Below are 26,501 nucleotides of genomic sequence, written 5' to 3' on the forward strand. Positions count from 1 at the left end.
TTAGTTCCTCCTTATTTCACTACAGTAAATAATGTTTGATTCAGCCCGCTATTTTCAACATCTTCAACAATTACTTCTCGATAAGCGCTTGAATTGGTGATAATAACCGGCGTAATCGTTTGTAATCCCTGTGTTTCAATAAATTCTTTATCAAATTCAATGAGTAAATCGCCTTTTTTAAACTTTACACCGTCTTCTACATGCAGCGTAAACGGCTTGCCGTCTAATGTAACGGTATCTAATCCAATATGAACAAGCAGCTCAACGCCGTATTCTGAACGAAGGCCGATGGCGTGCTTTGTTGGGGCTACCATGACAACCGTTCCGTCAAAAGGTGCATAAAGCTTATTATCTGAAGGATCAATCGCTAATCCTTCTCCCATCGCACCTGAGCTGAATACTTCGTCCGGTACGTTAGAAAGAGGGATAACTTTTCCGCTAAACGGCGCGCTAATTGTTTCTTCATTGTCGTTAGGGTTGCTGACAGCTACTTCGTTTAAAGGAGCATCAGCTGCTTCTTTTGCTGCATCTTCTCCGTAACCAAATACTTGAATAAGCACAACGGGAAGAATGATTGCAATGGCACATCCAATTAAAATTCCCCAAATCGACATCGGATAGTCTTGACTGATACCGTTTACAACAGTCAGCGGGCCCGGTAATCCTGCGTAAGCAAAGTAATAAGGGTGAAAGAAGCTTGCTACAACGGCACCAATAGCACCTGAAATGCATCCAAAGATAAACGGCTTTTTAAAACGTAAGTTTACGCCGTAAATGGCTGGTTCGGTAATGCCAAACAATCCTGTTATTCCAGCTGATATGCTCACTTTGCGTGCTTCTTGACTTTTTGCTTTTAAAATAACCCCAAGCACCGCTCCGACTTGAGCCACCACGGCAATTGTTTGATACGCTTGAAATGAATCTCTGCCGTTTAAATCAAAGTTTGCAAGTACCATCGGCGTAATTCCCCAGTGTACTCCAAAGATAACAACAATTTGCCAGAACCCTCCAATGATTGCTCCAGCTAAAGCAGGTACGTTTTCAGCTAAAAAGTTATAGCCGTGAGCGATTCCGTTAGCACCCATCGTAGTAACAGGACCAATAAGTAAAATTGTTACTGGAACCATAATTACCATACATAAAAATGGGACAAACAGCGGTCTAACGACTTCATGAATGCTTTTGTTTAGGAACCTTTCAAGATAAGACAAAATCCATACTAAAAATAAAGGCGGTAAAACAGAAGAAGTATAGACCGTTTCCGATAGAGAAAGACCTAAAAACGTAATGCTGCTTCCGTCGGCAATTTTGGCTGCCATTTCTGCCCATGTTGGACTGACTAATGCGGCACAGCACGCCACTGCGATGTAGGTGTTGGTTTTAAAATGCTTGGATGCTGTGATAGCGATAAATATAGGTAAAAAAACAAACGGTGCCCACGAAATGAAGCTTAATACTTGATATGTGCCCGTTTTTGCAAAGCTATCCGAAAACAAATTAATAAGTATTAACGAACCCTGTAAAATTCCTGCTGCTGCCAAGATGTATACAAACGGCGCAAACACAGCAGACATCGTAGCAATCACACGATTTAAGATTGTTCCTTTGTTTTCAGATTGTTCCTCTGTGGTATCCAAGTTTACTAAACTAGCAAACTCTTCATAAACGTCTCCCACGTGCTGTCCAATAACAACTTGAAACTGCCCGCTGTTTTCAACAACCGTAATGACACCAGCCATAGAAGACACCTTACGTTTGGCTTCTGGCTTCGAGCGCTTTAACACAATTCGCAGCCTCGTAGCACAGCGTGTAGCGCTTACGATATTTTCTTCGCCGCCTACCGCATCTAAAATGTCTGCTGCAAGCTTGTGATAATCTCTAATTTTCCCTCCCATATGTTCAACCCCCTTGTTGAGTATACGCTTTCAGTATAATTGTATCGATACAATTTATCAATACCCAAATAAAATAATAGTCAATAAACAATTTAAGTTTATGGCATGGAGTTAGATTATGGTATAATCGTGTTATTCTTGAGATAAATTCAGTAAAGAGGTATAGCTATGATCAAATACCAACAAATTGCAATTGAAATTGAAACCTATATTGAAGAACACAAGCTTCAGCAAGGAGAAAAGCTGCCTGTATTAGAAACGCTGATGGCGCAGTTTAAGGCGAGCAAAAGTACCGTAACAAAAGCCTTAGATCTGCTAGAGAAAAAAGGCGTTGTTTTTCAAGTGAGAGGAAGCGGCATTTTTGTCCGTCGCCATAAACGAACAGGCTATATTGGCTTGCTTTCCAATCAAGGATTTACGAGTGAACTTGAAGATTTTCAGTTAACGTCGGAAGTGATTGAGTTAGATGTACGAAAGCCGACGCAAGAAGCCGCGTTAAATTTAAACATAGAAGAAAATAGTGACGTCTATTATGTAAAAAGAGTACGGTATATTAACGGCCAGACGCTTTGTCTAGAAGAATCTTTTTATAATAAATCCATCGTTACGTACTTGAATAACGAAATTGTTTCTCAGTCTATTTTTCATTACATTAAAGAAGGACTTGGCTTAAAAATCGGGTTTTCTGATCTATATCTTCACGTCGGCAAGCTGAACGGAGAAGAAGCGAAGTACCTAGGATTAAAAGAAGGAGATCCTAAATTATTTATTGAAACACTCTTTCACTTAGCTAACGGACAGCCGTTTGATTTTTCAAAAGTAACGTATAACTACGAACAGTCTCAGTTCTTTTTACAAGCAACGAGTCACGTTTTATAAAAAAAGTGTCCGTCTCTCAATTCTTGCAGGTGCTATGATTGGTTTTGTAGTTAACATAAGTTGTGCATTATTAAAGTTAATTAAAAACAAAGTGGAGTAAACTTATTCGGGGCGGTGGAGGTTTTGAGTGAAAGTATCATTATTCAGCCATATACGAGCAAGTATCAACAGCAAGTAGTGGATTTAATTCTTCATATTCAGCAGCAAGAATACCACATTCCGATAACGGAAAAAGATCAGCCTGATTTGTTTGAAATCGAAAGCTTTTATCAACAGGGAAACGGAAACTTCTGGGTTGCTGTTTGCAACGAAAAAGTAGTGGGAAGCGTAGCTTTAATAGACATTGGAAGCCGTCAAGTAGCGCTACGGAAAATGTTTGTAGCAAAGTCTTATAGAGGAGCCACCTTCAAAACAGCTCACCGTTTATTGCATACAGCCATCGCGTGGGCAAAAGAGAAAGAAGTGGAAAGAATATACTTAGGAACGACATTACAATATAGGGCTGAGCATCGCTTTTATGAGAAAAATGGGTTTCAACATATAGAAAAAGAAAAGCTGCCTGAGAATTTCCCGGTGATGAACGTAGATAAAAAGTTTTATACATACAAGGTATAAAGTGAGCCGCTAGGTCAAGGAATCTAGCGGCTTTTACTTTGGCAAGGTCTCTTGATAATGAATTCTTTTTTTAAGTAGCAAATTGTCTAACTGAGCAATTAAAATCCCCGCAACCACAATAACAGAACCAATCAGTTCTTTAAGCGTAAACAGCTCATGCAAAAAAAGAACGGCAAACAGCGCAGCAAAAATAGGCTCTGTTGCAAAAATAAGTCCTGTGTGAGTAGGAGTTGTGTAGCGCTGCGCAATGGCTTGACAAATGAATCCGATCGCGCTGCAAAGAACGCCAAGACCTAAAATCGCAATCCATGATGATAAAGTAGTGGGAATGCTCGGGTCTTCAAATAAAAAGCTGCAAAGCAGTCCAAACAACCCAGCAAATCCTAGCTGTAAAATGCCGAGAGCAATTGGGTTTTCATTTTTCGTAAACGTGCCGGTCAGCGTAATATGAACGGCATAACATAGTGCGGTTCCAATGCAAAGTAAATCACCAGCATTCATATGAAAGGAGTGCTTTAAAGTTAGAACACCTATACCGGTTAGGGTAGTGATAATGCCAAGCCCAATCGGCCAAGAAGGAAGCTTCTTCACTAACACGCAGTTGAGCAATGGAACAAAAATGACCGTTAAACTGACAAGAAATCCGGCATTTGAAGCAGACGTCATGCTGACGCCAAACGTGACAAATGAAAAAACGGAAAACAGTAAAAAGCCTAAAATAGCGGATGATCCAATTGTTTTGCGCGTAATTTGCTGTAAAGGCTTATAGAAAAACAGCCCGGCAATGAAAAAAGCAATCAAACATCTAAGCGCAATAATGGTAAATGATCCGAGTGAACTCAGCCCCATTTTCATAAACACATACGACATGCCCCAAAATATATTTACACCAGCCATCATCATATTTGCTCGTGTGCGGTAACTCACGTTCAACCCTCCATTGTTTATCATGTACTCACAGTATACAAAGGAATTTGATATTAATAAAATGAATCTTTATAATGATGAACGTGAATTAAATTCATGTTGGAGTGGGAGAAAATGAGCTTAGTAAAATACGAAATTTTAAACAAAGTAGCCGAATTGCAAAGCTTTACAAAAGCGGCAGATGCGCTGGCGCTCACGCAGTCAGCGGTTAGTCATGCCATTACAAATCTCGAATCGGAATTTGGTTTCTCGCTTGTAAATCGAAATAGGGGGGGTATTACTTTAACGACAGAAGGGGAAACGATGCTTCTTGCCATTCGCAAGGTACTGCAAGAAAATGAAAAAGTTCATCAAGAAGCAGCCAGTCTATTGGGTCTTGCAAAAGGAACCATTAAAATCGGTATTTTTAAAAGCGTGTCGACTAAATGGCTTCCTGAAATTATTCAGCTAATGGAAAAAAGCTATCCGGCCATTCAAATTCAGCTCAAAGAAGGCGACTACCTTGAAATTGAACAGTGGCTGCTGAGCGGAGAAATAGACTGCGGCTTTATTAACATTACGCATTCAAGTCAATTTCATATTATTTCTTTAAAAAAAGATCGACTGCTGTGTGTCGTATCAAATCAAAGTGCTCTATATCATCAGAAAACCGTTTCTTTTGAAGATTTAGAGAAAGAACCGTTTATTATGCCGACGTACGGCGGTTATCATGATATTAAGCAACTGTTTGAAGAACGTGGCATTCAGCCTGAAATTCGCTTTGAGTTAATGGATGAAAGTGCTATTTTATCGATGGTTACGCATCACTTAGGCATTAGTATTTTACCCGAAATGCTTTTAGATTCCATTCCGCAAGAGCTGCGGGCCATTCCGTTTCAAGTGGACAGCTACCGTTCAATTGGTCTGGCTACTCGTTATCATCTCTCACCTGCAGCCAAAAAATTTGCTGAAACAACGCAAGCATGGCTGCAAAATTCGGACAAGTAAAAAGTTATTTATAAAACCAAAAACGGATATTTCATAAGACTCTTAGGAACTAAGCGCATCTTTGTGCTATAATAAAGCTATACAATTACCTATTAGTCATCGATGATGACTAATTTTTTTTGGAGGATAATATGGAAGATTTACTACAATTAAAGAACAAGAACATTGTAATTATGGGAGTTGCCAACGACAGAAGTATTGCTTGGGGTGTTGCAAAGGCCCTTCACCAAGTAGGAGCAAACTTAATTTTTACATACCGTAAAGAACGTTCACTAGGAAAATTGAACAAGCTGCTAGAAAAAAATGAAATTCAAGCAACATTAATTGCAGAATGTGACGTAAACAGCGACGAAAGCATTGAAGCAGCTTTCAAAAAAATCGGAGAAGAAGCAGGCACAGTTCACGGAGTAATTCACTCTGTTGCGTTTGCTCACTCAGAAGATTTAAACGGCGAGTTCATTAATACATCAAGAAGCGGATATGCATTTGCTCAAGATACAAGCGCTTATTCATTTATCGCGGTAGCGAAAGCAGCAAAACCTCTTATGACAGAAGGCGGTTCTCTTGTAGCGATGAGCTATCTTGGTGCAGAGCGCGCAGTTGAAGGCTATAACGTAATGGGCGTAGCGAAAGCAGCACTTGAGTCTTCAGTAAAATACTTAGCATTAGACTTAGGGAAAGACAATATCCGCGTAAATGCGATTTCAGCAGGCCCAATTCGTACGCTTGCAGCGAAAGGTATTTCTGACTTTAACCAAATTCTTCACAAAGTTGAAGAAAAAGCGCCTCTTAAGCGTAACGTAACGCAAGCAGAAGTTGGCGACATGACAGTTGTATTACTGAGCCACCTTTCACGCGGCGTAACGGGAGAAATCGTACACGTAGATGCTGGTTATAATATCGTAGGTTAATCCCAAAACACCTTCTCATTCGAGAAGGTGTTTTTTTAGCTTTTTTCACGGGAAGACAAATGCATCCCAAAACACATAGACCTCTTAAAGAAATATTATTAGCAATAAGGTGAATCATAAGAAATATTCATTCTATACTTCTAGATAAATGTGTGTTTCCACTTATAAAACAAGAGCTCATGTCTATAAGTAAAGACAAGAAATATGTAATTTAATTCATAATTAATCAAACGTCTATATTTTAAAATAGATAAGCTCTAAATTCTAAAAAGAACATATGATGTGGCAAAGGAAAAGGAGTTGACGAAATATGCATCAAGGACAGCAACATTATATTCCATGGGAACAATGGCATCATCAGCATCCTCAAGGCACGTGGAATCAGTGGCATCAGCAACATCCTCATGTACCTTGGGAGCAGTGGCATAAACAGTATCCGCACGGCACGTGGAATCAATGGCATCAACAACATCCATACACACCTTGGAATCAGTGGCATCAGCAGTATCCGCACGGTACATGGAATCAGTGGCATCAGCAAAATCCATATGTGCCATGGAATCAGTGGCACCAGCAGCATCCACACAGTTCGTGGAATCAATGGCATAATATTTATCATCAAAGCTAATCAGCTTTTTACCACAAAAGGTCCGGTTCTCCTTGGGAACTGGACCTTTTGTGTGTAGACGTGAATGATGCAGTGAGCTTAATTTTCAGCGCTGTATACGAGCGACGATGATGAAGAATATGTTTGGTCGATAGGGTAAGGGGTACACAAATAAAGCGGATTAAAGACCACCATTCATGATGTTTAAGCTGTATAAAATGAAATAGTTCGCAGTAAAGTAACTATGTAAACAAGCAAAAATTAAATATAATTTTCTTGCTTGACAATATACCTATAGGGGTATAATATAGAGCGTGTAAACAACATCAAATTGATAGCAAGGCGGTGATTGTTATGCTCTATATAGCAGTATTGTTGCTTGCCATTTTATTTATTGCATACAGACGTTATTATCCCGTTAAAGGAATACAGTGCATACGTGAATCTGAAGCAAAAGAACTTGGGCGAACGGTTGTAGATATTCGTAATTATCATGAAGTTCGCGATTCGATTAGTATAGTTATTCCGTATGCGTATCTCAAACGCTTTTATTCAGAAATTCCACAGAGCAGCGTTCATCTGATTGCCGGAGATAGAGTGGAGTTAAATTTAAGCGTACGGTTCTTACGAAAAAAAGGTTTTGAAGTACGCAGCTATGAGTTAGCAGCGTGTAAAAGTAAAGGAAAGAAAGGGGTATTCGATTATGGAGTATAATCAACAAGTGAAAAATCGCCTGCGCCGAATTGAAGGGCAGCTAAAAGGCGTGCTTAGCATGATGGAGCAAGGAAAAGACTGCCGAGACGTCGTGACTCAATTATCTGCTGCAAGAAGTGCCATTGATCGCACAATGGGAGTTATTGTGAGCAGCAATCTTGAACAGTGCGTCAGAGAGAGCCTTCAGCAAGGAGAGCCAACGGAAGGTTTAGTGAAAGAAGCTGTACAGCTTTTAGTGAAAAGTCGTTAATAATTGTCACCTTGTTTAAGGTTGACGAATATCATTATTTAGTATAATATACCCTTACAGGTATATGTATATAAAAGGAGAGAGAAATACTATGAAAATCGATCATGTCCTAGATGCAAAAGGATTAGCTTGTCCAATGCCAATCGTAAAAACAAAAAAAGCAATGGATACTTTAACAACAGGCCAAGTATTAGAAGTGCAAACGACAGATAAAGGTGCTAAAAGTGATCTAACAGCTTGGGCAAAATCAACAGGACACGAGCTTATTGATTTTAAAGAAGAAGGCAGTACATTTATCTTTTACATTCAAAAAGGCTAATTTTTTTAGAATCAATTATACCCCATAGGGTAAGAGGAGGAACAACATGACTGAACAAAAGAAACGAACAACAATTGTATTATTTAGCGGTGATTATGACAAAGCGATGGCAGCTTATATTATTGCCAACGGAGCGGCCGCTTATGACCATGAAGTGACGATATTCCATACGTTTTGGGGATTGAATGCGCTTCGTAAAGAAGAAATGGTGCCGGTGAAAAAAGGATTTTTAGAAAAGATGTTTGGCAAAATGATGCCGCGCGGTGCGGATAAAATGGGCTTATCTAAAATGAACTTTGCAGGTATGGGACCTAAAATGATTAAAAACGTAATGAAAAAGCATAATGCTCTAACGCTGCCGCAGCTTATCGAAATGGCACAGGAACAAGATGTGAAGCTAGTGGCTTGTACGATGACGATGGATCTTCTAGGGTTACAGGAAAAAGAACTGCTAGATAATATTGAATATGCAGGCGTAGCGGCGTATTTAGCCGACGCAGAAGACGGAAACGTAAACTTATTTATCTAAAAGATAACTCATGAAGCGAGGGTCAATATGATTATCAATGCGCTTATTATCATCTTTCTGCTGTGGTTTTTATATCAGCGTTTTGCACCTGTAAAAGGTATTCAGCAAATAGACACAGCGGAGTTAAAAGCAAAGTTAAAAAATAAAAATAACCAGTTTATCGACGTGCGAACACCGCATGAATTTCGTACCAAACATATTAAAGGATTTCGAAACATTCCTTTATCAGAACTGCCAGCGCAAACAGGCCAGCTTTCAAAAGACAGAGAAGTATTCGTTATTTGTCAAAGCGGAATGAGAAGTATGAAAGCAAGTAAACTGTTGAAAAAGCAAGGTTTTACATCCATCACCAACGTTAAAGGCGGCATGAATACGTGGAGATAAATCAAGAAGGAGGAGACGTAGCGTGAAGACAATAGCAGCACAAGAAGTAGAACAATTAGTAAAAAAACAAGAACAAATTCACATTTTAGATGTGCGTGAAGTAGAGGAAGTAAAAACAGGTAAAATTCCAAACGCGTTAAATATCCCGCTTCCTTTATTGGAATTCCGTATGCATGAGTTAGACAAAACAAAGAACTACATTGTCGTCTGTCGTTCTGGAGGCAGAAGCGGAATGGCAGCTCGTTTTCTTGAGCAGCAAGGCTATAGTGTAACGAATATGACAGGCGGAATGATGGATTGGAAAGGGGAAACGGTCTAATTTTTTTTAGAGGAAAATATACCCCTACTAGTATTTAAACCAAGGAGGAAAAAGAAATGATGCAAGCAAACTTCGTATTAGATGCAAAAGGATTATCATGTCCAATGCCAATCGTAAGAACAAAGAAGAAAATGAATGAATTAGAAGCAGGTCAAGTACTAGAAATTGAAGCAACGGATAAAGGCTCTACGGCTGACTTACAAGCGTGGGCAAAAAGCACAGGTCATGAGTATTTAGGTACCGAGACAGAAGGTGACGTTCTTCATCACTTTCTTCGTAAAGGCGGCGCCGAAGAAAACATAACGCCAATTCCTGAAATTTCATTAGAAGAATTTGCGAAAAAAGTAGAGAATGATGAACACCTTCATATTTTAGACGTTCGTGAAGTAGAAGAATATGATGAAGCTCATATTCCAGGCGTTGTTCATATTCCGCTTGGTGAAGTAGAAAAACGTTCGAATGAACTAAATAAAGAAGATGAAATTTATATTATTTGCCACTCTGGAAGACGAAGTGAAATGGCAGGGCAAACGATGAAAAAGCAAGGATTTAAAAATTTAATTAACGTAGTTCCTGGTATGCGTGACTGGACGGGTAAAGTAGAATAACCAATGAATCATAATGGATTAAAAAATTTTGATATTTCATATACCTAAGGAGGTATTTTAATATGACAGTAAATGTACTTACTGCAAAAGAAGTTACATCTAAAATTATTAATAAAGAACCGCTATTTATCTTGGACGTTCGTAACGAAAGTGATTTTAGCGATTGGAAGATTGAAGGTCATTACTTCGATCATTTAAATGTTCCATACTTCGATCTTTTAGACGGAGTAGAAGAAATCTTAGAAAAAATCCCTTCTGATAAAGAAGTATTAGTTGTCTGCGCCAAAGAAGGTTCATCCGTGATGGTAGCTGAAATGCTTTCAGAAGCTGGTCTTACAGTATCGTACCTAAAAGGCGGTATGAAAGCATGGAGTGAATATTTAGAGCCTGTTAAAGTCGGTAATTTAAAAGACGGCGGAGAAATTTATCAGTTTGTTCGCATCGGTAAAGGGTGCTTATCTTATATGATCGTATCAAACGGTGAAGCTGCTATTATTGATGCGACGCGTATGGCGGATGTGTATATTAACTTTGCCAAAGAACTTGGAGTCACAATTAAGCATGTGTTTGATACGCACCTTCATGCAGATCACATTTCAGGAGGAAGAGTTATTGCGGAAGCAACAAATGCGGCGTACTGGCTTCCTCCAAAAGATGCAGAAGAAGTGATGTTTGACTACAACGCTTTAGAAGAAGGCAGCGATGTCGTGATTGGTAACACAATGATTACGATTCAGCCTCTTTATTCACCGGGTCATACGATTGGATCAACTTCTTTTATCGTAGACGATCAATACTTGCTTTCAGGTGATATTTTGTTCATCGATTCAATTGGACGTCCTGATTTAGCTGGTATGGCTGAAGACTGGGTAGGCGATCTGCGCGAGACGCTTTATAAACGCTATAAAGCATTATCAGATGAGTTAATCGTACTTCCAGCTCATTTTATGATTATTGATGAGCTAAATGACAACGGCAGCGTAGCTGAAAAGTTAGGTACTTTGTTTGCAAAAAATCACGGCTTAAATATTGAAGACGAAGCAGAGTTCAGACACTTAGTAACAGATAATTTACCGCCGCAGCCAAATGCGTATCAAGAAATCCGTGAAACTAATATGGGAAAAGTAAGTCCAGATGAAGAAAAACAGCGTGAAATGGAAATTGGACCAAACCGCTGTGCGATTCGCTAAGTAAAAAATTCAGCTTAAACAAAGGAGAGAGAGAAATGGAATCAAATAAAGTACTAGACGCAAAAGGGCTGGCATGTCCAATGCCGATTGTTAAAACAAAAAAAGCAATGAATGAACTAGAAGCAGGTCAAGTGTTAGAAATTCACGCAACGGATAAAGGGGCGAAAAATGACCTTGCAGCTTGGGCAAAATCTGGCGGTCACGAGCTTGTTCATACAGAAGAAGGCGACGTTCTTAAATTTTGGATTAAAAAAGGGTAAGGAATAATGAATGAAAAGGGTATCTCTTGTAAAAGATACCCTTTCCTTATATGAAACGGAGCGACTATAGATGGATCTTACATTTATCATCACGCTTTTTCTTATTGGATTTATTGGGTCGTTTATTTCCGGTATGGTCGGTATTGGCGGTTCTGTGATTAATTATCCGATGCTGCTATATATTCCTCCATTAGTAGGAGTAGGAGCATTAACAGCTCATCAAGTCTCAGGTGCAGGAGCTGTTCAAGTATTCTTTGCGACAATAGGCGGCGTATGGGCGTATCGAAAAAGCGGATTTTTAAACAAATCATTAATTTTATATATGGGGAACAACATTCTAATTGGGAGTATGCTCGGAAGCTATAGCTCGCATTATATGAGTGAAGAAGGATTAAACGTTGTGTACGGGGTTTTAGCTCTTATTGCGGTTATTATGATGTTTATTCCAAAGAAAAACTTAGATGGAATTAAAAGTGGCGAGCTTCAATTTAACAAAGGGTTAGCTTCTATTTTATCGCTGCTTATCGGAGCCGTAGCAGGAGTATTAGGAGCAGGAGGGGCCTTTATTTTAGTTCCTGTCATGCTCGTAGTGCTTAAAATCCCAACTCGGATTACCATCGCAACTTCACTAGCCGTTACCTTTATTTCTTCCATTGGTTCAACGGTTGGAAAGCTGGTGACGCATCAAGTCCCATTTATACCGGCACTTATTTTAGTTGCTGCAAGCCTCATTGCTTCTCCGATCGGTGCAAAAGTTGGTCAGAAAATGAATACAAAAGTGCTTCAGTGGATTCTTGCCGGTTTAATTTTAGCAACGGCAATTAAGATTTGGTGGGGGCTACTATAAAAAAGCTATGGATTCCCATAGCTTTTTTTATATTGTTCCATTACTTTCCACATACGTTTCAAGCGCAGGATGAAATTCTTTTTGATAGTGGTTAGACGGACATACTTTCACAACAGTAGAGCGAAGGGCATTGGATTTTGATGTATTTAACACTTGCTTACATTTTGGGCATCGTTCATTAAACAGTAAATGAAACCATTTCACTTTTCATCACTCCTGTATTAAAACCTTTAAATCTTATCGAGTTAATAAGGATTATAAAGGGTTTTATACGGTAGGTCAATGAAAAGGGAAGGAATCTTACAAAATAGTTTACTAAGATAAATATATTTGTATAAAAAATTAAGAATTTGTAGAATTTATTGTTTATTTATTTGATTTTTATGTTATCCTTTTTAACATACATTAAACACAAGGCCATAATTATCGTACGACCTTTGATTTGTATTACAGATAGTGAATGAGAAAAATATATTGAAAGGAGAAAGGGAGAGTCAGAGAGGGTGCGAATGCTAGTTGTCTGTTAAAAAGGCATCTTGCACGGTAACTGTCTGATTTCATAAAGGTAATTGTCCACAGTTATTTTTCTGACTATTCGAATAATTAATGTTAAAAGTTTAAAATCTAAAAAAGGAATGATCATCAATGAAAGATAAATTTGCCCAACGAGCTAGTCTTGTAAAATCCTCTGAAACACGCGAAATCTTAAAAGTCACGGAACGACCAGAAGTGATTTCATTTGCAGGAGGACTTCCCGCACCGGAACTATTTCCCGTTGAAGCAATGAACGAGGCGTGCCGCGCCGTATTAAATGAAGATGGAGCCGCTTCGCTTCAATACAGTACAACTGAAGGCTATATTCCTTTAAGAGAAGCCATCTCTACACGAATGAAGCATATCGGCATCGAGTCCACGGTTTCAAACATTTTAATTACGTCCGGATCTCAGCAGGCAATCGATCTTACCGGAAGACTGTTTCTTAATGACGGAGACGTGGTAATCTGTGAAAGTCCAACGTATCTAGCAGCTATTAACGTCTTCAAATCCTACAATGCGACGTTTGTAGAAGTGGACATGGACGAAGACGGAATGATTATGGAAGAGCTAGAGAAAAAGCTTCAGGAAAATCCGCATGCTAAATTTATTTATACAATCCCAGATTTTCAAAATCCTACAGGGCGCACATTAACGCGGGAAAGACGTCAGAGAATGATCGAGCTTGCAAACGCCTATGACGTGCTGATTGTAGAAGATAATCCGTACGGAGGAGTCCGATTTGCAGGAGAAACGCTGCCGCCGGTTAAGCATTTTGATACAGAAGGCAGAGTTATTTATATCAGCACATTTTCTAAAATCTTTGCACCTGGTCTTCGAATTGGCTGGGTATGTGCAGATGAAGCTTTTATTGATAAGTACGTAGCGTTTAAGCAAGTGGCTGACTTGCATACGGACAGCTTTGCTCAGCGGGTAACGGCTAAGTATATGGAGCTTTATGATATCGAAGAGCACATTCAAAAAATTAAAGCTGTATACAAAGAGCGATGTACCCAAATGTTATCGTGCATTGAAGAATTTTTCCCGGAGAATTTGTCTTACAGTAAGCCAGAAGGCGGATTGTTTATTTGGGTGGAACTGCCCAAAGGAATCGATTCAGCACATATCTTTTCAGAATGTCTAAAAAATAACGTAGCCTGTGTTCCGGGAACACCATTCTTTCCAAACGGAACAAGAAACAACGCGCTGCGCTTGAATTATTCTAATATGTCTGCTGAACAAATCGTTGAAGGCATGAAGCGCATGGGAGACGTATTGCATCGTGAATTGACAAGGGAAACGACTGTTTTATAAAAGAAATGGAAAAATCAAATAAAGCAATTTTATTAATTCATGAAATATACGGTGTGAACGATCATATGAAGTTTATGAAAGAGAAATTGTCTAAGTTAGAGGCAGATATTATCTGTCCTAACTTATTATCTAAAGACGTTCCTTATCATTATGAAGAAGAAGACATGGCTTATCAAAACTTTGTTCAAAACATCGGTATTGATGAGGGTTCAAGACAAATCAATAACATGTTAATTCAGCTAAAACAAGAATATGAAGAAGTAGGGGTCATAGGATTTAGTGTAGGAGCCACAATATCGTGGCTATGCAGTGAAAACAATTTTTGTGACTTTGTGATTGGCTGTTACGGATCTCGCATTAGAGACTATATAAATAGACGTCCTGTGTGTCCAACTCTTCTTATTTTTCCTGCTGAAGAGCAAACATTTAATGTAGACTGTTTAATAAATTCATTGAAGCAAAAAAGAGAGCCGCTTTTGGAAATCAAAAAGTTTTATGGATTTCATGGGTTTATGAATCCTTTTTCAAAAGCCTTTAATAAAGAATCAGCAGACCAAGCCTTCCAAACAATAAGTGATTTTCTCGAAAAACAATTAGCTAATCACTAGCTATGTATTCTGAAAGTGATACCTTACAATAAGCAGAAACTGACCCTTTTTCAGTACATATACATGTATTAACATTTTCTTTAGACGTATCGAAAAGGAGCGAGATTATGCTAAAGTCAGTTGAACTTGTAGGAACAGCAGTAAAGCTAGTACCGCTTGAAAAAATGCATGAGCAAGGACTCTATGAAGCTGCAAAACCGAAAGAAATTTGGAAGCATCTCCCGGTAAAAGTTCATAGTCTAAGTGATATGAAACGGCTGATTGAAAGTGCTTTAAAAGCCAAACAAGAGGGAAGAGAGCTGCCTTTTGCTGTGTTTGATATAGAGTCACATTCGATTGTAGGAAGCACAAGATTTTTAGATATATCACTTCCCAACAAAAGCGTAGAAATAGGGTGGACGTGGTATCATCCATCCGTGTGGCGAACGCGAGTTAATACGGAGTGTAAGTATTTATTATTAAAACACTGTTTTGAGGAGCTGAAGTTTCATAGAGTTCAATTTAAAACGGATGTGCAAAACAATCGATCTAGAAAGGCTATTAAACGCTTGGGTGCCACGCAGGAAGGTGTCAGCAGAAAACATATGGTTTTACCTGATGGATACGTACGAGATTCGGTTATCTTCAGTATAATTGACGACGAGTGGCCGTTTGTCAAAAAGCGACTAGAAGGTTTTTTACATGCAGCCAATAAGGGAAATAAAGAAAATGTCAGCAATTAATGGCATTTAAAGATAAAAAGCACAAGCTATAGCTTGTGCTTTTTATTTTTAGAGAGCTTGTTTAATAATTTTTTTATAGTAAAGAACAGATAAAATACCAAAAATAGAGTACAGAGCCGTATAGACAATCATGACGATAATCATTGGTGTCCAAACCTCTGTTCCAAACCAGAACCAGCCGGATTGTACGGCAAAATAGCTGTGAAGCAAGCCTACAATTAACGGGATGCCGAAGTTAAAGAGCTGCTTAATTTTTATTCCGTTTAGTAAGTCTTTTTCGGTAAAACCTAGCTTTCTAAGAATGGTATAGTTCGGCTTTTCATCTTCACTTTCGTCCATTTGCTTGAAGTAAAGAATGCACCCTGATGTGATTAAAAATGCCAGTCCTAAAAAAGCAACAATGAACATGATTAGACCCATAGTCTGCTTTTGGCTCCGCATCATATCCATACGGGAATCATTTAAGCTGTTATTGCTAAATTTCATTTCTCCGAAAAGCTCATTTGCTTTTTGTAAGTTATCTTCATTTGATATGTCCACTCCAGTGTAGATAGACGATTCTTTTTGAATAGAAGGGTCTGCATTCTGTTTAAGCTCATTAAATACAGCATCATCTACAATGGCAGTAGGCAAACCGCCCCCTGTAAAATAAATGGATAGGAGAAATTTTCGATTTAATCCTACATACTTTTGGGAAATTACTTTTTTCTTTCCTTTTAACTCAATTTGTCCCGAATCTTTAAATGCCATTGTTTTTTGAAGCATATTATTATAGCCGGTAAACAAGGTTTCATTTTGAGCTAGATTTAAGCCATTAACTGATTTTTCACTAATCATTGGAATCGTCATAGCCGACGAGTCCACCATTGGACTTTTTAGTTCATTTTCTAAGATGTTTTTTACGTTTGCTTTTACTTGGATGACGTCGATCTTTTTTTCCGTATATGCTATTTTCTTTCGATCCAGCGCGGCTTTAAACGAAGCAGCGTCTTTTGTATTATTGATAGAAAAATCGTTAGGCACATAATCTTCGGCCGACTTTTCAGCAGAATAATAAGAGATGTAGCTCAAGCACAATAGGCCAATAGCCAGAGCCGATACGGTTGTAATAACCGTCAGCAACAGTGCATTTGATTTCATGCGAAACATAATGGAAGAAAGAGATAATACGTCGTTAATTGACAAATAGCCTCTTTTGCTTTTTCGCATGAGATTTAATAAAAATCGAACCGAGCCTTTATAAAACAAGTAAGTACCTATGATAACTGAAGCTAAAATAGATACCATTGCGATGGACAAAGCATTCATGCTTGTAAAAGATCCGTCAAACAATTTAGCAGAAATATAGTAGCCGGAAGCAATAAAGATCATTCCAAGAATTCCAATAATAATTTCAAGTATACTGATTTTTTTTGTTTTGCTTTCTGTTGATGAAGTAACTCGGAATAAAGCCAAAATGGTCTGTCTTTTAATAAAAAGATAGTTCATCGTCATGATTAACAAATAGATGACGCTGAACACAATAAGCGTTTGAATCAAAGCTTCTTCTGAGAAGTGAAGCTTGGCAATGCCTTTGGTGTCCGTAATTTTAAATAAAACCATAATGATTACTTTTGAAAACGAAAATCCAATTAAAATACCGATAATCAGCGAGCTAAAGTACAGCATAAAATTTTCAGCGGTCAAAATACGGAAAATTTTTGTTTTGGTCATGCCAATTAGCTGAAATAAGCCAATTTCTTTACTGCGCCGCTTAATAAAAATCGTATTTGCATATAATAGAAAGATAGAAACAATAGCTACAAGTAAAACAGAAGCGGCCCGAACCGCTGCGCCTCCTTTAATGGAACCTTTGGTTGCATCAAGAGCGGGGTCATACTGCAGCGTGACAAAAGCAAAATATAAAGCTGCGCTGAAAATTAGTGCAAAAACGTATAAATAATAGTTTTTTACATTCTTTTTGAAGTTGCGGAAAATCAGCTGATTAATGTTCATGTTGAACTCCGCCTAGCACGCCTTGAGTTTTCATAATATCGTCAAAAAAGGCTTTTTGCGTTTGATCACCTTTGTACAGCTGCGTATAAATTTGTCCGTCTTTTATAAAAATGACTTTGCTGCAGTAGCTGGCTGCCACTGGGTCATGCGTTACCATAACAATACTTGCGCTTCTTTTGTCATTAAGCTCGGTCAGTTTGTTTAGCAAATCGCTGGCCGCTTTTGAGTCAAGAGCACCCGTGGGCTCATCAGCAAAAATCATGCTTGGTTCATGAATAAAGGCTCTTGCAGCGGAAGTACGCTGCTTTTGTCCTCCTGAAATTTCACTTGGATATTTGTCTTTTAGCTCATAGATGCCGAGCTGTTTGGCTAGCGAGTCAAATTTTTTGTGAGCTACTGCTGAAGGAGTTTTTGCAACAGAAAGAGGCAAGAGGATATTTTCTTTTACTGTCAGCGTATCGAGCAAGTTATAGTCTTGAAAAATAAAGCCTAAATGTGTTTTTCGGAAGTTCGCTAACTGCTTTTCTTTCATTTTGCTAATTTCATTTCCTTCAATTTTGATGGTTCCGCCGTTGATCTTATCAATAGAGGAAAGGACATTCAGAAGCGTTGTTTTACCTGAGCCTGAAGCGCCCATAATTCCTACAAATTCTCCTTTCATAATGGTAACATCTACACCTTTTAATACTTCTTGTCTGTTAAACTTATTTCCGTAGCTTTTATGAATATTAGTAGCTTCTAATATGTTCATATGTATTCACTCCTTTGATCTGATACGTTTATTATAGAAAAAGGGCTTTAGCTTTTCCTTTGATTCACCGAACAAATAACGAAAGCATGTGACATTTTTGTCACATGCTTTTCATATCCACAAAATCATTTGATTTAGGAAAGGCAAGTGTAAACGTTGTGCCTTCATTAAGAGCAGACTGCACGCCAATGTGAATAGAAAGAGCGTGCGCAGCTTTTTGAGCAAGATATAAGCCCATGCCTGTGGCACGGCTGTCTTCATGCTGCGTAGTGGAGGTGAAACCTTTCTCAAAAATGCGCGGCATATCTTGAGGAGAAATGCCCCGTCCGTTATCTTTTACCTCGATGTATACTTGACCGTGGTGCTCGTAGCTTCTAATCATCACATCAGATTCTTCACTGTACTTGACTGCGTTTGTTAACAGCTGTCTCATAATAAATGAAAGCCACTTTGCGTCACACAGTACACGTTCTGCCTGTAGGTCCACATCAAACCCAATATTTTTTTGCATGCACCAAGCTTGCAGCGTTTTGATCTCGGTGAAAATAAGGGACTCTAAATCTAGATGTTCAATATACATATCATTTTCAATAAAGAAAATGCGCTTTTGATGCAGCTGTTGATCAAGTAAAAAGTGAATACGTAGCCACTCGAACGTCAAGTTTGCTTTAACTTCTCGATTTTCTAAGCGTTCAATTATTAAATGCATCGCAGTTAACGGCGTTTTGATTTCGTGAATCCAAGCTAACAGTTCATCTTTTTCCTGCGTCACGTGCAGCTGAGTTTGCACGCCATCTTTTTTCGCTTGTTCTAATTGTTGCATTAGATTTCGCTGAACAATCTTTTCAAAGGGGCGCAGCGGATGAGAAAGAGTAGAAGAATCAAAGAAGTCTTCTTCATCTTTTAACCCTTGGTAAAATTTCGTTTCTTTCTGGTAGCGGAAGACGCAGAAAATAAGAAAGATAATCGATGATAAAAACACGATATAAAGAATCGAAGACAGAGGAATGGATTCATCAATATACGCGATAAATAGCATAAAAAAATGTATGATAAAAAAGAAAAGGATCCAGCTTAGACGCTCGCGAATAAAGAGTTTAATCATAGCGTTCCTCTTCAATGGCTACGTAGCCCTGGCCGACTTTTGTTTCAATAAAAGTTCCCAGTCCAATTTCATCTAATTTTTTTCGCAGGCGATTGACGTTTACCGTCAGCGTATTATCACTGATAAACCGTTTATCTTCCCACAAACTATTAATCAGTTCATCTCGGCTTACAATCGTATTCTTTTTATGTATTAAGCATTTTAAAATAAAGATTTCATTTTTGGTTAAATCAATAGCAGTAGATCCCGCTGATACTTTATTTTTTTCGTAATCAATCGTTGCGCCTTGCCACGAAAGAAGGTTTACTTGTTCAACGCTGTAGTTATACACGCGGCGAAGAAGAGCCTGTATTTTTGCTACAAGCACATCAAAATGAAACGGCTTTTGCACAAAGTCGTCTGCTCCAAACTGCATAGACATTACCATATCAGAAGGATGATCACGTGAAGATAGGAAGATGATAGGGATTTTTGAATGAGAACGAATCATTCTGCACCAGTGAAATCCGTCATACTTCGGCAGCTGAATATCCATAATCACTAAATCAGGTTTTACCTCACTAAACTCCTGCATAACGTTACTGAAATCACGGATGCCATAAACATCATACGACCATTGCTCCAACCGCTCTTTTAGTTCATTAAACAGGGTTATATCATCTTCAATTAAAAGAAGTTTAAACAAAAGTACTTACCACACTTTCTGTTTTTATACTCATTTTATAGTAATATCCTTTTATTTACCATATATGTTAGTAGATTCATAGGTGTTCTTTTTAAAATGTGAAAGAATAGCCCTCGCTGAGCATAGTTTATAAACATACGTTGAACTCTAGCGAGAAAAGGAGAGCTGTTATGAAAGCAATGGTATGTACAAAGTATGGTAAACCAGATGTTCTTCAGCTTAAAGAAGTGGAAAAGCCTATTCCGAAAGAAAATGAAATACTGATAAAAATTCATGCAACCACGGTCACATCGGGCGACTGCAGAGTGAGAAGCTTTAATAGTCCACTGCTATTGTGGCTTCCTATGCGAATGGTTTTAGGGTTACGAAAACCTAGACAATCAATACTAGGCGTTGAGCTGGCTGGAGAAGTAGAGGAAGTCGGAAAGAACGTAACACAGTTCAAAAAAGGCGATCAGCTTTTTGCGATGACAGGTATGAAGTTTGGAGGATATGCGGAATATATCTGCCTACCAGAAAAGGGGACAATAGCCGTAAAGCCAGAGGGTGTAACCTATGAAGAAGCCGCTTCAATTTCTTTCGGCGGCACGACGGCTCTGCATTTTTTTAGAAAAGGAAACATTCAAGCTGGGAAAAAAGTGCTTATCTACGGTGCTTCAGGTGCCGTAGGAACTGCCGCTGTACAGCTTGCCAGCTATTACGGAGCTGAAGTGACAGGCGTGTGCAGTGCTAAAAATAGTGAATTAGTAAAGTCTTTAGGAGCAGACCGCGTCATCGACTACCAACACGAAGATTTTACTAAAAAAGAAGAAAGATATGACCTTATCTTTGATGCTGTTGGAAAAATCATAAAAAATCAGTGCAAGGAATCGTTAGCCTTAAATGGACGCTTTGTTTCGGTCGAAGGGCAAGGAATTGCTAAAGTGCAGACGGATGATTTATTGCTTCTTAAAAAACTGATGGAAGAAGGGCAGATTAAATCAGTGATTGATAGATGTTACTCTTTAGAACAAATTCCAGCAGCTCATGAATATGTAGAAACTGGACGTAAAATAGGAAATGTAGCTGTAGTTTTGCGGGAATAAAAGTAAGTATTCAAAAAACTAATTTGACTTATGAGTATAGTCAAACGAAGGAGGAGTTTGTTATGACAGTCAAATCAATCAGTGAATACAGCGTCACAGAAAGCTTGAAGAAGCAGGTAATTGAGTGGAGAAGACATTTTCATCGCTATCCTGAATTATCGTTTCAAGAGCACCAAACGTCTCAGTTTGTTGAAGATACGATTCGTTCGTTTGGAAGCTTTATCATTACTCGTCCTACACCAACAAGCGTGATGGCTAGATTAATAGGAAAAGAACAGGGGAAAGTAGTTGCGATTAGAGCGGATATGGACGCGCTGCCGATTAAAGAAGAAAACACGTTTGCATTTGCCTCGGTTCATAAAGGCGTGATGCATGCATGCGGACATGACGGTCACACGGCTATTTTATTAGGAGTAGCTTCTGTTCTTTCTCAATTAGGAAATGAATTTAAAGGAGAAATTCGCTTGATTTTTCAACACGCAGAAGAGCTGCTGCCCGGGGGAGCGCAGGAACTTGTGAAAGAAGGCGTGATGGAAGGTGTGGACTACGTAATTGGCACGCATTTGAATTCTGGGCTTCCCGTCGGAGAAATTGGCGTACTTGCAGGTCCTATGATGGCTTCGCCTGACACGTTTAACATATCGATTAAAGGAAAAGGAGGGCACGCCGCAGCGCCTCATGAAGCAGTTGATGCCATCGTTGTAGGAGCGCAAATTGTGACGAACCTTCAAACCATTGTTTCAAGAACGACGAATCCAATCGATAAATTAGTCGTATCGGTTACACAATTCCATGGAGGAACTACGCACAACGTACTTCCTGATAAAGTGGAGCTTAACGGTACCGTTCGAAGCTTTGACGCGGCTCTGCGAGAAAAAGTTCCAGCACAAATTGACCGAATTGTAAAAGGATTAACAGAAGCCTACGGCGCAGAGTACACGTTTACGTATGAAAAAGGCTATCACCCTGTCATTAACTCTGAAGAAATTACAAGGTTAATTGAAGAAACAGCCATTGAAGAATACGGAAAAGACCGTGTAAAGACGCTGTCTCCTAAGATGGGAGGAGAAGATTTTTCAGCTTACCTGCAGGAAACGGAAGGAGCATTTTTTAACATTGGAGCGCGAAATGAAGAACAAGGCATCGTATACCCTCATCATCATCCGAAGTTTGCCGTAGATGAAGCCTCGCTTGAAGTGGGCGTAAAGATGTTTTTGCGCATAACAGAAAAGCTATTGGCTCGTTAAAAAAATTTAGACATAAAATTACTCCAATCTAAAGACGAAAAAAAGGACAAAGGAGCTCGTATGGGTCGCTTGTGACACCGCTGTTGGTTTCCGTGCAAGACTTCGCTTTCCGCGGGCGGGCGCTGAGCCTCCTCGTCGCATACGCTCCTGCGGGGTCTCACCTGTTCCGCTTTTCCCGCAGGAGTCTTCGTCTTCTTCTCCAACCAACAGCTAGAAGCTACTACATAGATTAAATTTACGTTCGCCAGCACAATGAAAAGATCCCAACGGTTTATGGTTCGGATCTTTTTTCAACTAAACTACGTTTGTCCCACCCACTCTTCTCTACGACATCTTACTTCGTATCTTTATAATTCGTCGCAAATCCTGCTGCGATTAAACCAATTAGACCCAGCACTCCTACAATAACCGTTATGACCATTATGCTCACCTCAATCGCTCTGAATAATACGCTTTCATTTGTTTAATTTTACCATGATCCTTCATGTGAAAGAAGCTTTTCTTTTAAAGGCTCTAGCTTCTTAAATTTTTGATCGTAGCTTTGCCGTTTTAACATGTCATTAGTAATGATTAGCGCATCTTCTTTACGCCCTGCATACAAGTAAGCTTCAATGACTTCGTCAAATCCTTCTGAGTAAGGGAATTTTTCATATTTGGCTAGTTTAAATGAGGCGTCGTAGTGTTTCGTTGCTTGTTCATACTGCTTTAGTTTCAAAAGCATACGCCCGTTTGCTAAATGTAAATCAGCTCGTTCTAAATCGGTAAGGGTATGGAGTTCGATCCCTTGGTTGCGTATATCAAGAGCATCTTCATAGCGCTTTTTTTCTTCTAGCTCAAACGCTTTCTCATAAAAATGACCAAACTTCGTTAGCGGTCTTCTTGATTTATAGAACTTGTAAATACCGTATAGAATTAAAAGCAGTAACCAAAGCAACTCGTTCAGCTCTCTTTCTTTATGTATACTATTTATATTAAAGGAAATTAAATTCAATTGATAGATTTATGAAAGACGCTTGGAGGAATACGATGGTCATCAACCAGCAGATTTACCATGTAAAAGGACTTCAGTACATGATTCGTTCAGCTGACACTAGCGATGCAGACGAACTGTCTCACCTAAGAGTTCAGGTAGACGGAGAAACGGAAAACTTAGATCGTGAACCAGGAGAAGGGTATATGGACGAATCCGATTTTAAAAAACTCATTCAACGTGACACAGAAAGTAAACGAAACTTATTTTTAGTAGCAACTGTACATAATGAAGTTGTCGGGTTTTCAAGATGCGAAGGTAATGAGTTGAAACGATTTGCCCACAAAGTAGAGTTTGGCGTATGCATCGCAAAAGAATGTTGGGGATACGGAATTGGCAAAGAGCTTTTACAGCAGTCTATATTATGGGCAGATAGCGCGGGCATGAAGAAAATGACGCTAAATGTGTTAGAGACCAATAAAAAAGCGATTGATTTATATACAAAGTTCGGATTTGAAATAGAAGGAGTATTAAAAAATGACAAGCTGCTGTCTGACGGCAAGTACTATAGTACGGTTGTAATGGGAAGGTTTAATGAATAAGAGAACAAGGCGCTGATAAAACAGCGCCTTGTTTCTTTACTCTTGCGTTTCACGAACCCATTTGACAATATCATCAATGACATAAGAAGGAATGTTGGCTGAAACAGCATATTCATCGGGCGTGCTTTTTTCACCGGTTCCTTCTGTGAAAAAGTGGTTGAGCTTTGGATAAAGCTTAAAAGAAGTGTTAGAACGCTGAGATAAGCTTTGCTTCCAGCCTTTATTCAAAGTAATTAGATGATGGGCTTCGGTTCTGAAATTGTAGTGCCAGAAACGGGAATTACTTTGCAAAACCGCGGTCACAATTTTTCGATGGATCCTAATCACGATAACTGCCTTGCCCCGAACAAAAAAACGTTTCATACCATTATTCCAGGCTTTCTTACTAAAAATAATGAACCTGTAGGACCGTTTGGCGTGATGGGCGGGTTTATGCAGCCGCAGGGACATATGCAAGTTGTCATGAATACGATTGACTTTCAGCTTCATCCTCAAGCCGCTTTAGACGCGCCAAGATGGCAGTGGAAAAAAGATAAAACCGTGCTTGTTGAGCCAAATTTCCCTTCGTATGTAGCACAAGCGCTTGAACGAAAAGGACATAAAATTGAAATAGCCGTGGATTCTATGGCATTTGGGCGCGGACAGATTATTTGGAGAGATCCTGAAAGCAGCGTATTATGCGGAGGAAGTGAATCTCGAACGGACGGATTTGTGGCTGGATGGTAAGAACAAAATAGATCAAGAAAAAAGCCCGTACTGAGTAGAGCTAGGCTTTTTTCATGTCTCAACCATATGTATAAATCTTTCCAAAGAACTGAAAACTAAAACAAACATGTACGTAAAGAGAACGTGATTAGAACAACCGTCTTAAGCTGCCAATCGACACGAAGGTATACTAACAACACTTGGTGAAAGGAGCGAAAAGGTTATGAGTAATAAAAAATTTGAAGTGAATTTTTTACGTACAATGCTGATTATAGGGCTGGGAATGCTCCCTTTTTTATTTAGAAAACCACTGATCAAAGACTGGCTGCTGGCTTATGCATTTAATGCATTAACAAATGGGATTATTGATAAATTTATTGTCTCTCATGGCCTTCTTCGATATCCAACTCGCTTACTGAAAAAACAGTTTAGAATTAATGTGTTGTTCGACTTTTTACTGTATCCTAGCATATCCGTTATGATTAATCAGGCTACATATCACGATAAAGGGTTAAAGATTTTATATAAAATTGTGCTTTTTACGATTCCCATGTTTTTTATTGAATTATGGGCTGAAAAACGAACGAAGCTCATCGAATGGAAAACAGGCTGGATGTGGTACCACACCTTTATTAGCGTAACGTTAAAATCGTACCTTAACCGAATGCTGATTGGATGGATTCGAAAAATTGAAAAGAAGCAGGACGAAATGAAAATAAAATAACATTGGTTCTAAAAACGACGTTAGAGAGGTGAACAAAGGTGCATATTTCTATCCTTCTATGGCTGATTTTTCAAAACATCCAAAAGAAAACGTGGAAAAAAATTCACGAGCTTTATGCTGGGGTTTTATACGTGAGCTTTTTTAATATTCTTTATTACTTTTTATGTAACGATAAGTTGCTTTGGGATTTTAAATCTTCTCATCTTTCATTAAAAGTACTGCGTATTTTACACCTTATGTTTATTACGCCTCTCATGGTTTTGTCGTTCTTAGCTACTTATCCGCCTACACTTCTTAAACAGGTAAAGTATATTACAAAATGGGTATGTACAGCTTCATTTGTAGAATGGATTGGACTCAGATGCAAAGCCATTACCTTTAGGCACGGCTGGCATTTAGGGTGGTCAGCACTTATTTATGTAATGATGCTTATCTTCTCGAGATGGTTTCAAAAAAAGCCTTTTGTCGTCTTGCTGCTCTCGGTTTTTGCAACAGTAGTTCTCAGCATTATTTTTAAAGTTCCTGTGAGCAAACGGATGCTAAAACATCCGCTGAAACGAATATTGACTCGGCCTTTAAAAGATCATGTGACTCAAGCTGTTGCGAATAAAGTAAGGCGAAAATGCCTGCTTCTCAAGCTGTTCTCGTAAGTTCCTGCTCTCTGTAAAGAGCAGGTTTTTTAGCTTACTGGAGGAATAACGTCCGTCAGCAGCAGAATAAAAAAAATCAGGCCCACTCCCGTAAAGCTTAAAGAAGCAAGAAAATAAGCCGTCCAACGCAAACGAAACGAATTATGTTCAATATTGGCTCCAGACATTAACCTCATGGAGTGAGTGTTATAGTGAGAATGAGCGCTGTTGCTTCCGCTGCTTGAAAACCAAAAAGTCAAAGCTGAAAACAAAAGTCCGCTAAAAAACATAAGCTCCATAAAACGAATAGACAAAAATGATGAGCACGCATAGGTTAATCCAGCTTCAATAAGCAGGGTAATAACAAAAATAAGCTGAGTTCTCTTCAAAAAATCCCCCCTTTTTTTTCTCTATGTCTACTTTTCATTATACAATAATTTACATGTATAAAAAGTCTCAAAAATGCTTTTATTATGATATAATGGTAATAAATGTATGGTTGAAAAAGTATTCAAAGTTCGTATGCATCACGATTATAAGCTCTTTTATAATGATGAGACTTACTATATACGCTGCGCTTAGCT

33 protein-coding genes and 2 pseudogenes are annotated in these 26,501 nt (G+C 38.7%); 24 read left to right on the plus strand and 11 right to left on the minus strand.

Annotated features, from left to right (window positions below):
• Positions 1-11 precede the first annotated feature (11 nt).
• Positions 12-1,895 carry a beta-glucoside-specific PTS transporter subunit IIABC gene (locus tag MMB69_RS07755; protein WP_277447534.1) on the minus strand — a complete coding sequence of 628 codons (1,884 nt, stop codon included), beginning with the start codon at positions 1,893-1,895 and terminating at the stop codon, positions 12-14.
• 168 nt (positions 1,896-2,063) lie between these two features.
• Here MMB69_RS07755 and MMB69_RS07760 point away from each other — a divergent pair, with 168 nt between their 5' ends.
• Entirely contained in the window at positions 2,064-2,774 is a 711-nt protein-coding gene (locus tag MMB69_RS07760) for a GntR family transcriptional regulator (protein WP_013058049.1), read from the plus strand.
• Positions 2,775-2,897: 123 nt separating this feature from the next.
• Complete coding sequence (locus MMB69_RS07765; protein ID WP_277447535.1) at positions 2,898-3,389, plus strand: GNAT family N-acetyltransferase; 492 nt, start codon at positions 2,898-2,900, stop codon at positions 3,387-3,389.
• Between the two features lie 33 nt (positions 3,390-3,422).
• On the opposite strand, the gene MMB69_RS07770 is transcribed toward MMB69_RS07765, so the two are convergent.
• Positions 3,423-4,316, minus strand: coding sequence for a DMT family transporter (locus MMB69_RS07770; protein ID WP_277447537.1), 894 nt, complete (start codon positions 4,314-4,316; stop codon positions 3,423-3,425).
• 114 nt (positions 4,317-4,430) lie between these two features.
• Here MMB69_RS07770 and MMB69_RS07775 point away from each other — a divergent pair, with 114 nt between their 5' ends.
• The 13 genes from MMB69_RS07775 to MMB69_RS07835 all read left to right on the plus strand — a co-directional run bounded on the left by MMB69_RS07775 (position 4,431) and on the right by MMB69_RS07835 (position 12,241).
• A complete protein-coding gene (locus MMB69_RS07775) occupies positions 4,431-5,303 on the plus strand; it encodes a LysR family transcriptional regulator (protein ID WP_277447538.1) in 873 nt (290 codons plus the stop codon).
• 131 nt (positions 5,304-5,434) lie between these two features.
• A complete protein-coding gene (gene fabI, locus MMB69_RS07780) occupies positions 5,435-6,214 on the plus strand; it encodes an enoyl-ACP reductase FabI (RefSeq protein ID WP_025750965.1) in 780 nt (259 codons plus the stop codon).
• Positions 6,215-6,524: 310 nt separating this feature from the next.
• Entirely contained in the window at positions 6,525-6,842 is a 318-nt protein-coding gene (locus MMB69_RS07785; protein ID WP_028409369.1) for a hypothetical protein, read from the plus strand.
• Positions 6,843-7,175: 333 nt separating this feature from the next.
• Complete coding sequence (locus MMB69_RS07790) at positions 7,176-7,535, plus strand: sulfurtransferase (RefSeq protein ID WP_277447540.1); 360 nt, start codon at positions 7,176-7,178, stop codon at positions 7,533-7,535.
• Complete coding sequence (locus MMB69_RS07795; protein ID WP_047932200.1) at positions 7,525-7,785, plus strand: metal-sensitive transcriptional regulator; 261 nt, start codon at positions 7,525-7,527, stop codon at positions 7,783-7,785. The genes MMB69_RS07790 and MMB69_RS07795 overlap by 11 nt, the downstream gene beginning before the upstream one ends.
• Positions 7,786-7,876: 91 nt before the next feature.
• The gene (locus MMB69_RS07800) at positions 7,877-8,104 is read left to right on the plus strand and encodes a sulfurtransferase TusA family protein (protein WP_028409366.1); all 228 of its coding nucleotides are present in this window, start codon (positions 7,877-7,879) and stop codon (positions 8,102-8,104) included.
• Between the two features lie 46 nt (positions 8,105-8,150).
• Positions 8,151-8,633 carry a DsrE/DsrF/DrsH-like family protein gene (locus MMB69_RS07805; protein ID WP_013058040.1) on the plus strand — a complete coding sequence of 161 codons (483 nt, stop codon included), beginning with the start codon at positions 8,151-8,153 and terminating at the stop codon, positions 8,631-8,633.
• 27 nt (positions 8,634-8,660) lie between these two features.
• A complete protein-coding gene (locus MMB69_RS07810) occupies positions 8,661-9,017 on the plus strand; it encodes a rhodanese-like domain-containing protein (RefSeq protein WP_277447541.1) in 357 nt (118 codons plus the stop codon).
• Between the two features lie 22 nt (positions 9,018-9,039).
• Positions 9,040-9,336, plus strand: a complete 297-nt coding sequence (locus MMB69_RS07815) for a rhodanese-like domain-containing protein (protein WP_269871205.1) — start codon at positions 9,040-9,042, stop codon at positions 9,334-9,336.
• Between the two features lie 56 nt (positions 9,337-9,392).
• Complete coding sequence (locus tag MMB69_RS07820; RefSeq protein ID WP_277447542.1) at positions 9,393-9,944, plus strand: sulfurtransferase TusA family protein; 552 nt, start codon at positions 9,393-9,395, stop codon at positions 9,942-9,944.
• 62 nt (positions 9,945-10,006) lie between these two features.
• Positions 10,007-11,134, plus strand: coding sequence for an MBL fold metallo-hydrolase (locus MMB69_RS07825; RefSeq protein ID WP_264408047.1), 1,128 nt, complete (start codon positions 10,007-10,009; stop codon positions 11,132-11,134).
• Between the two features lie 35 nt (positions 11,135-11,169).
• Positions 11,170-11,394: a sulfurtransferase TusA family protein gene (locus MMB69_RS07830; RefSeq protein ID WP_264408045.1), complete on the plus strand. Its 225-nt coding sequence runs from the start codon at positions 11,170-11,172 to the stop codon at positions 11,392-11,394.
• 70 nt (positions 11,395-11,464) lie between these two features.
• Complete coding sequence (locus MMB69_RS07835; RefSeq protein ID WP_264408043.1) at positions 11,465-12,241, plus strand: sulfite exporter TauE/SafE family protein; 777 nt, start codon at positions 11,465-11,467, stop codon at positions 12,239-12,241.
• 27 nt (positions 12,242-12,268) lie between these two features.
• Here the strand turns inward: MMB69_RS07835 and MMB69_RS07840 are convergent, their stop codons facing one another.
• Complete coding sequence (locus MMB69_RS07840) at positions 12,269-12,445, minus strand: hypothetical protein (RefSeq protein WP_264408042.1); 177 nt, start codon at positions 12,443-12,445, stop codon at positions 12,269-12,271.
• Between the two features lie 441 nt (positions 12,446-12,886).
• On the opposite strand from MMB69_RS07840, the gene MMB69_RS07845 reads away from it, so the two are divergent.
• From MMB69_RS07845 to MMB69_RS07855, 3 genes are all read left to right on the plus strand, one after another.
• Positions 12,887-14,089 (plus strand): aminotransferase-like domain-containing protein, encoded by a 1,203-nt coding sequence (locus tag MMB69_RS07845; RefSeq protein ID WP_264408040.1) that lies wholly within the window; start codon positions 12,887-12,889, stop codon positions 14,087-14,089.
• Between the two features lie 65 nt (positions 14,090-14,154).
• Positions 14,155-14,697, plus strand: coding sequence for a dienelactone hydrolase family protein (locus MMB69_RS07850; RefSeq protein WP_481861867.1), 543 nt, complete (start codon positions 14,155-14,157; stop codon positions 14,695-14,697).
• A 107-nt stretch (positions 14,698-14,804) separates the two neighbouring features.
• Positions 14,805-15,419: a GNAT family N-acetyltransferase gene (locus MMB69_RS07855; protein WP_264408038.1), complete on the plus strand. Its 615-nt coding sequence runs from the start codon at positions 14,805-14,807 to the stop codon at positions 15,417-15,419.
• 48 nt (positions 15,420-15,467) lie between these two features.
• Here MMB69_RS07855 and MMB69_RS07860 read toward each other — a convergent pair whose 3' ends face one another.
• From MMB69_RS07860 to MMB69_RS07875, 4 genes are all read right to left on the minus strand, one after another.
• Positions 15,468-17,414 (minus strand): FtsX-like permease family protein, encoded by a 1,947-nt coding sequence (locus MMB69_RS07860; RefSeq protein ID WP_277447544.1) that lies wholly within the window; start codon positions 17,412-17,414, stop codon positions 15,468-15,470.
• On the minus strand, positions 17,404-18,165 hold the full coding sequence (locus MMB69_RS07865) for an ABC transporter ATP-binding protein (protein ID WP_269871195.1): 762 nt from the start codon (positions 18,163-18,165) through the stop codon (positions 17,404-17,406). The genes MMB69_RS07860 and MMB69_RS07865 overlap by 11 nt, the downstream gene beginning before the upstream one ends.
• 100 nt (positions 18,166-18,265) lie before the next feature.
• Positions 18,266-19,270 carry a sensor histidine kinase gene (locus MMB69_RS07870; protein WP_269871194.1) on the minus strand — a complete coding sequence of 335 codons (1,005 nt, stop codon included), beginning with the start codon at positions 19,268-19,270 and terminating at the stop codon, positions 18,266-18,268.
• The gene (locus MMB69_RS07875; protein WP_221784046.1) at positions 19,263-19,955 is read right to left on the minus strand and encodes a response regulator transcription factor; all 693 of its coding nucleotides are present in this window, start codon (positions 19,953-19,955) and stop codon (positions 19,263-19,265) included. Before MMB69_RS07875 ends, MMB69_RS07870 begins: the two co-directional genes overlap by 8 nt.
• Positions 19,956-20,125: 170 nt before the next feature.
• On the opposite strand from MMB69_RS07875, the gene MMB69_RS07880 reads away from it, so the two are divergent.
• Both MMB69_RS07880 and MMB69_RS07885 read left to right on the plus strand, forming a co-directional pair.
• Positions 20,126-21,040, plus strand: a complete 915-nt coding sequence (locus MMB69_RS07880; protein ID WP_277447545.1) for an NAD(P)-dependent alcohol dehydrogenase — start codon at positions 20,126-20,128, stop codon at positions 21,038-21,040.
• Between the two features lie 62 nt (positions 21,041-21,102).
• Positions 21,103-22,287 carry an amidohydrolase gene (locus MMB69_RS07885; RefSeq protein WP_269871192.1) on the plus strand — a complete coding sequence of 395 codons (1,185 nt, stop codon included), beginning with the start codon at positions 21,103-21,105 and terminating at the stop codon, positions 22,285-22,287.
• An 18-nt stretch (positions 22,288-22,305) separates the two neighbouring features.
• On the opposite strand, the gene MMB69_RS07890 is transcribed toward MMB69_RS07885, so the two are convergent.
• Positions 22,306-22,494 (minus strand): hypothetical protein, encoded by a 189-nt coding sequence (locus MMB69_RS07890; RefSeq protein WP_221784052.1) that lies wholly within the window; start codon positions 22,492-22,494, stop codon positions 22,306-22,308.
• 262 nt (positions 22,495-22,756) lie between these two features.
• The gene (locus MMB69_RS07895; protein ID WP_221784054.1) at positions 22,757-23,221 is read right to left on the minus strand and encodes a hypothetical protein; all 465 of its coding nucleotides are present in this window, start codon (positions 23,219-23,221) and stop codon (positions 22,757-22,759) included.
• A 92-nt stretch (positions 23,222-23,313) separates the two neighbouring features.
• Here MMB69_RS07895 and MMB69_RS07900 point away from each other — a divergent pair, with 92 nt between their 5' ends.
• Positions 23,314-23,859, plus strand: coding sequence for a GNAT family N-acetyltransferase (locus MMB69_RS07900; RefSeq protein WP_269871191.1), 546 nt, complete (start codon positions 23,314-23,316; stop codon positions 23,857-23,859).
• A 36-nt stretch (positions 23,860-23,895) separates the two neighbouring features.
• Here the strand turns inward: MMB69_RS07900 and MMB69_RS07905 are convergent.
• A pseudogene (locus MMB69_RS07905) lies at positions 23,896-24,075 on the minus strand (alpha/beta fold hydrolase); the annotation flags it as partial.
• 24 nt (positions 24,076-24,099) lie between these two features.
• On the opposite strand from MMB69_RS07905, the pseudogene MMB69_RS07910 reads away from it, so the two are divergent.
• The 3 genes and pseudogenes from MMB69_RS07910 to MMB69_RS07920 all read left to right on the plus strand — a co-directional run.
• Positions 24,100-24,585: pseudogene (locus MMB69_RS07910) on the plus strand (gamma-glutamyltransferase); the annotation flags it as partial.
• Positions 24,586-24,787: 202 nt separating this feature from the next.
• Positions 24,788-25,288: a CBO0543 family protein gene (locus MMB69_RS07915; RefSeq protein ID WP_269871190.1), complete on the plus strand. Its 501-nt coding sequence runs from the start codon at positions 24,788-24,790 to the stop codon at positions 25,286-25,288.
• Positions 25,289-25,326: 38 nt separating this feature from the next.
• Complete coding sequence (locus MMB69_RS07920; RefSeq protein ID WP_115654402.1) at positions 25,327-25,938, plus strand: CBO0543 family protein; 612 nt, start codon at positions 25,327-25,329, stop codon at positions 25,936-25,938.
• Between the two features lie 29 nt (positions 25,939-25,967).
• On the opposite strand, the gene MMB69_RS07925 is transcribed toward MMB69_RS07920, so the two are convergent.
• A complete protein-coding gene (locus MMB69_RS07925) occupies positions 25,968-26,306 on the minus strand; it encodes a hypothetical protein (protein ID WP_269871189.1) in 339 nt (112 codons plus the stop codon).
• Positions 26,307-26,501 lie beyond the last annotated feature (195 nt).

It is taken from the genome of Priestia sp. P5 (assembly GCF_029522155.1).
Lineage (GTDB): Bacteria > Bacillota > Bacilli > Bacillales > Bacillaceae_H > Priestia > Priestia megaterium_E.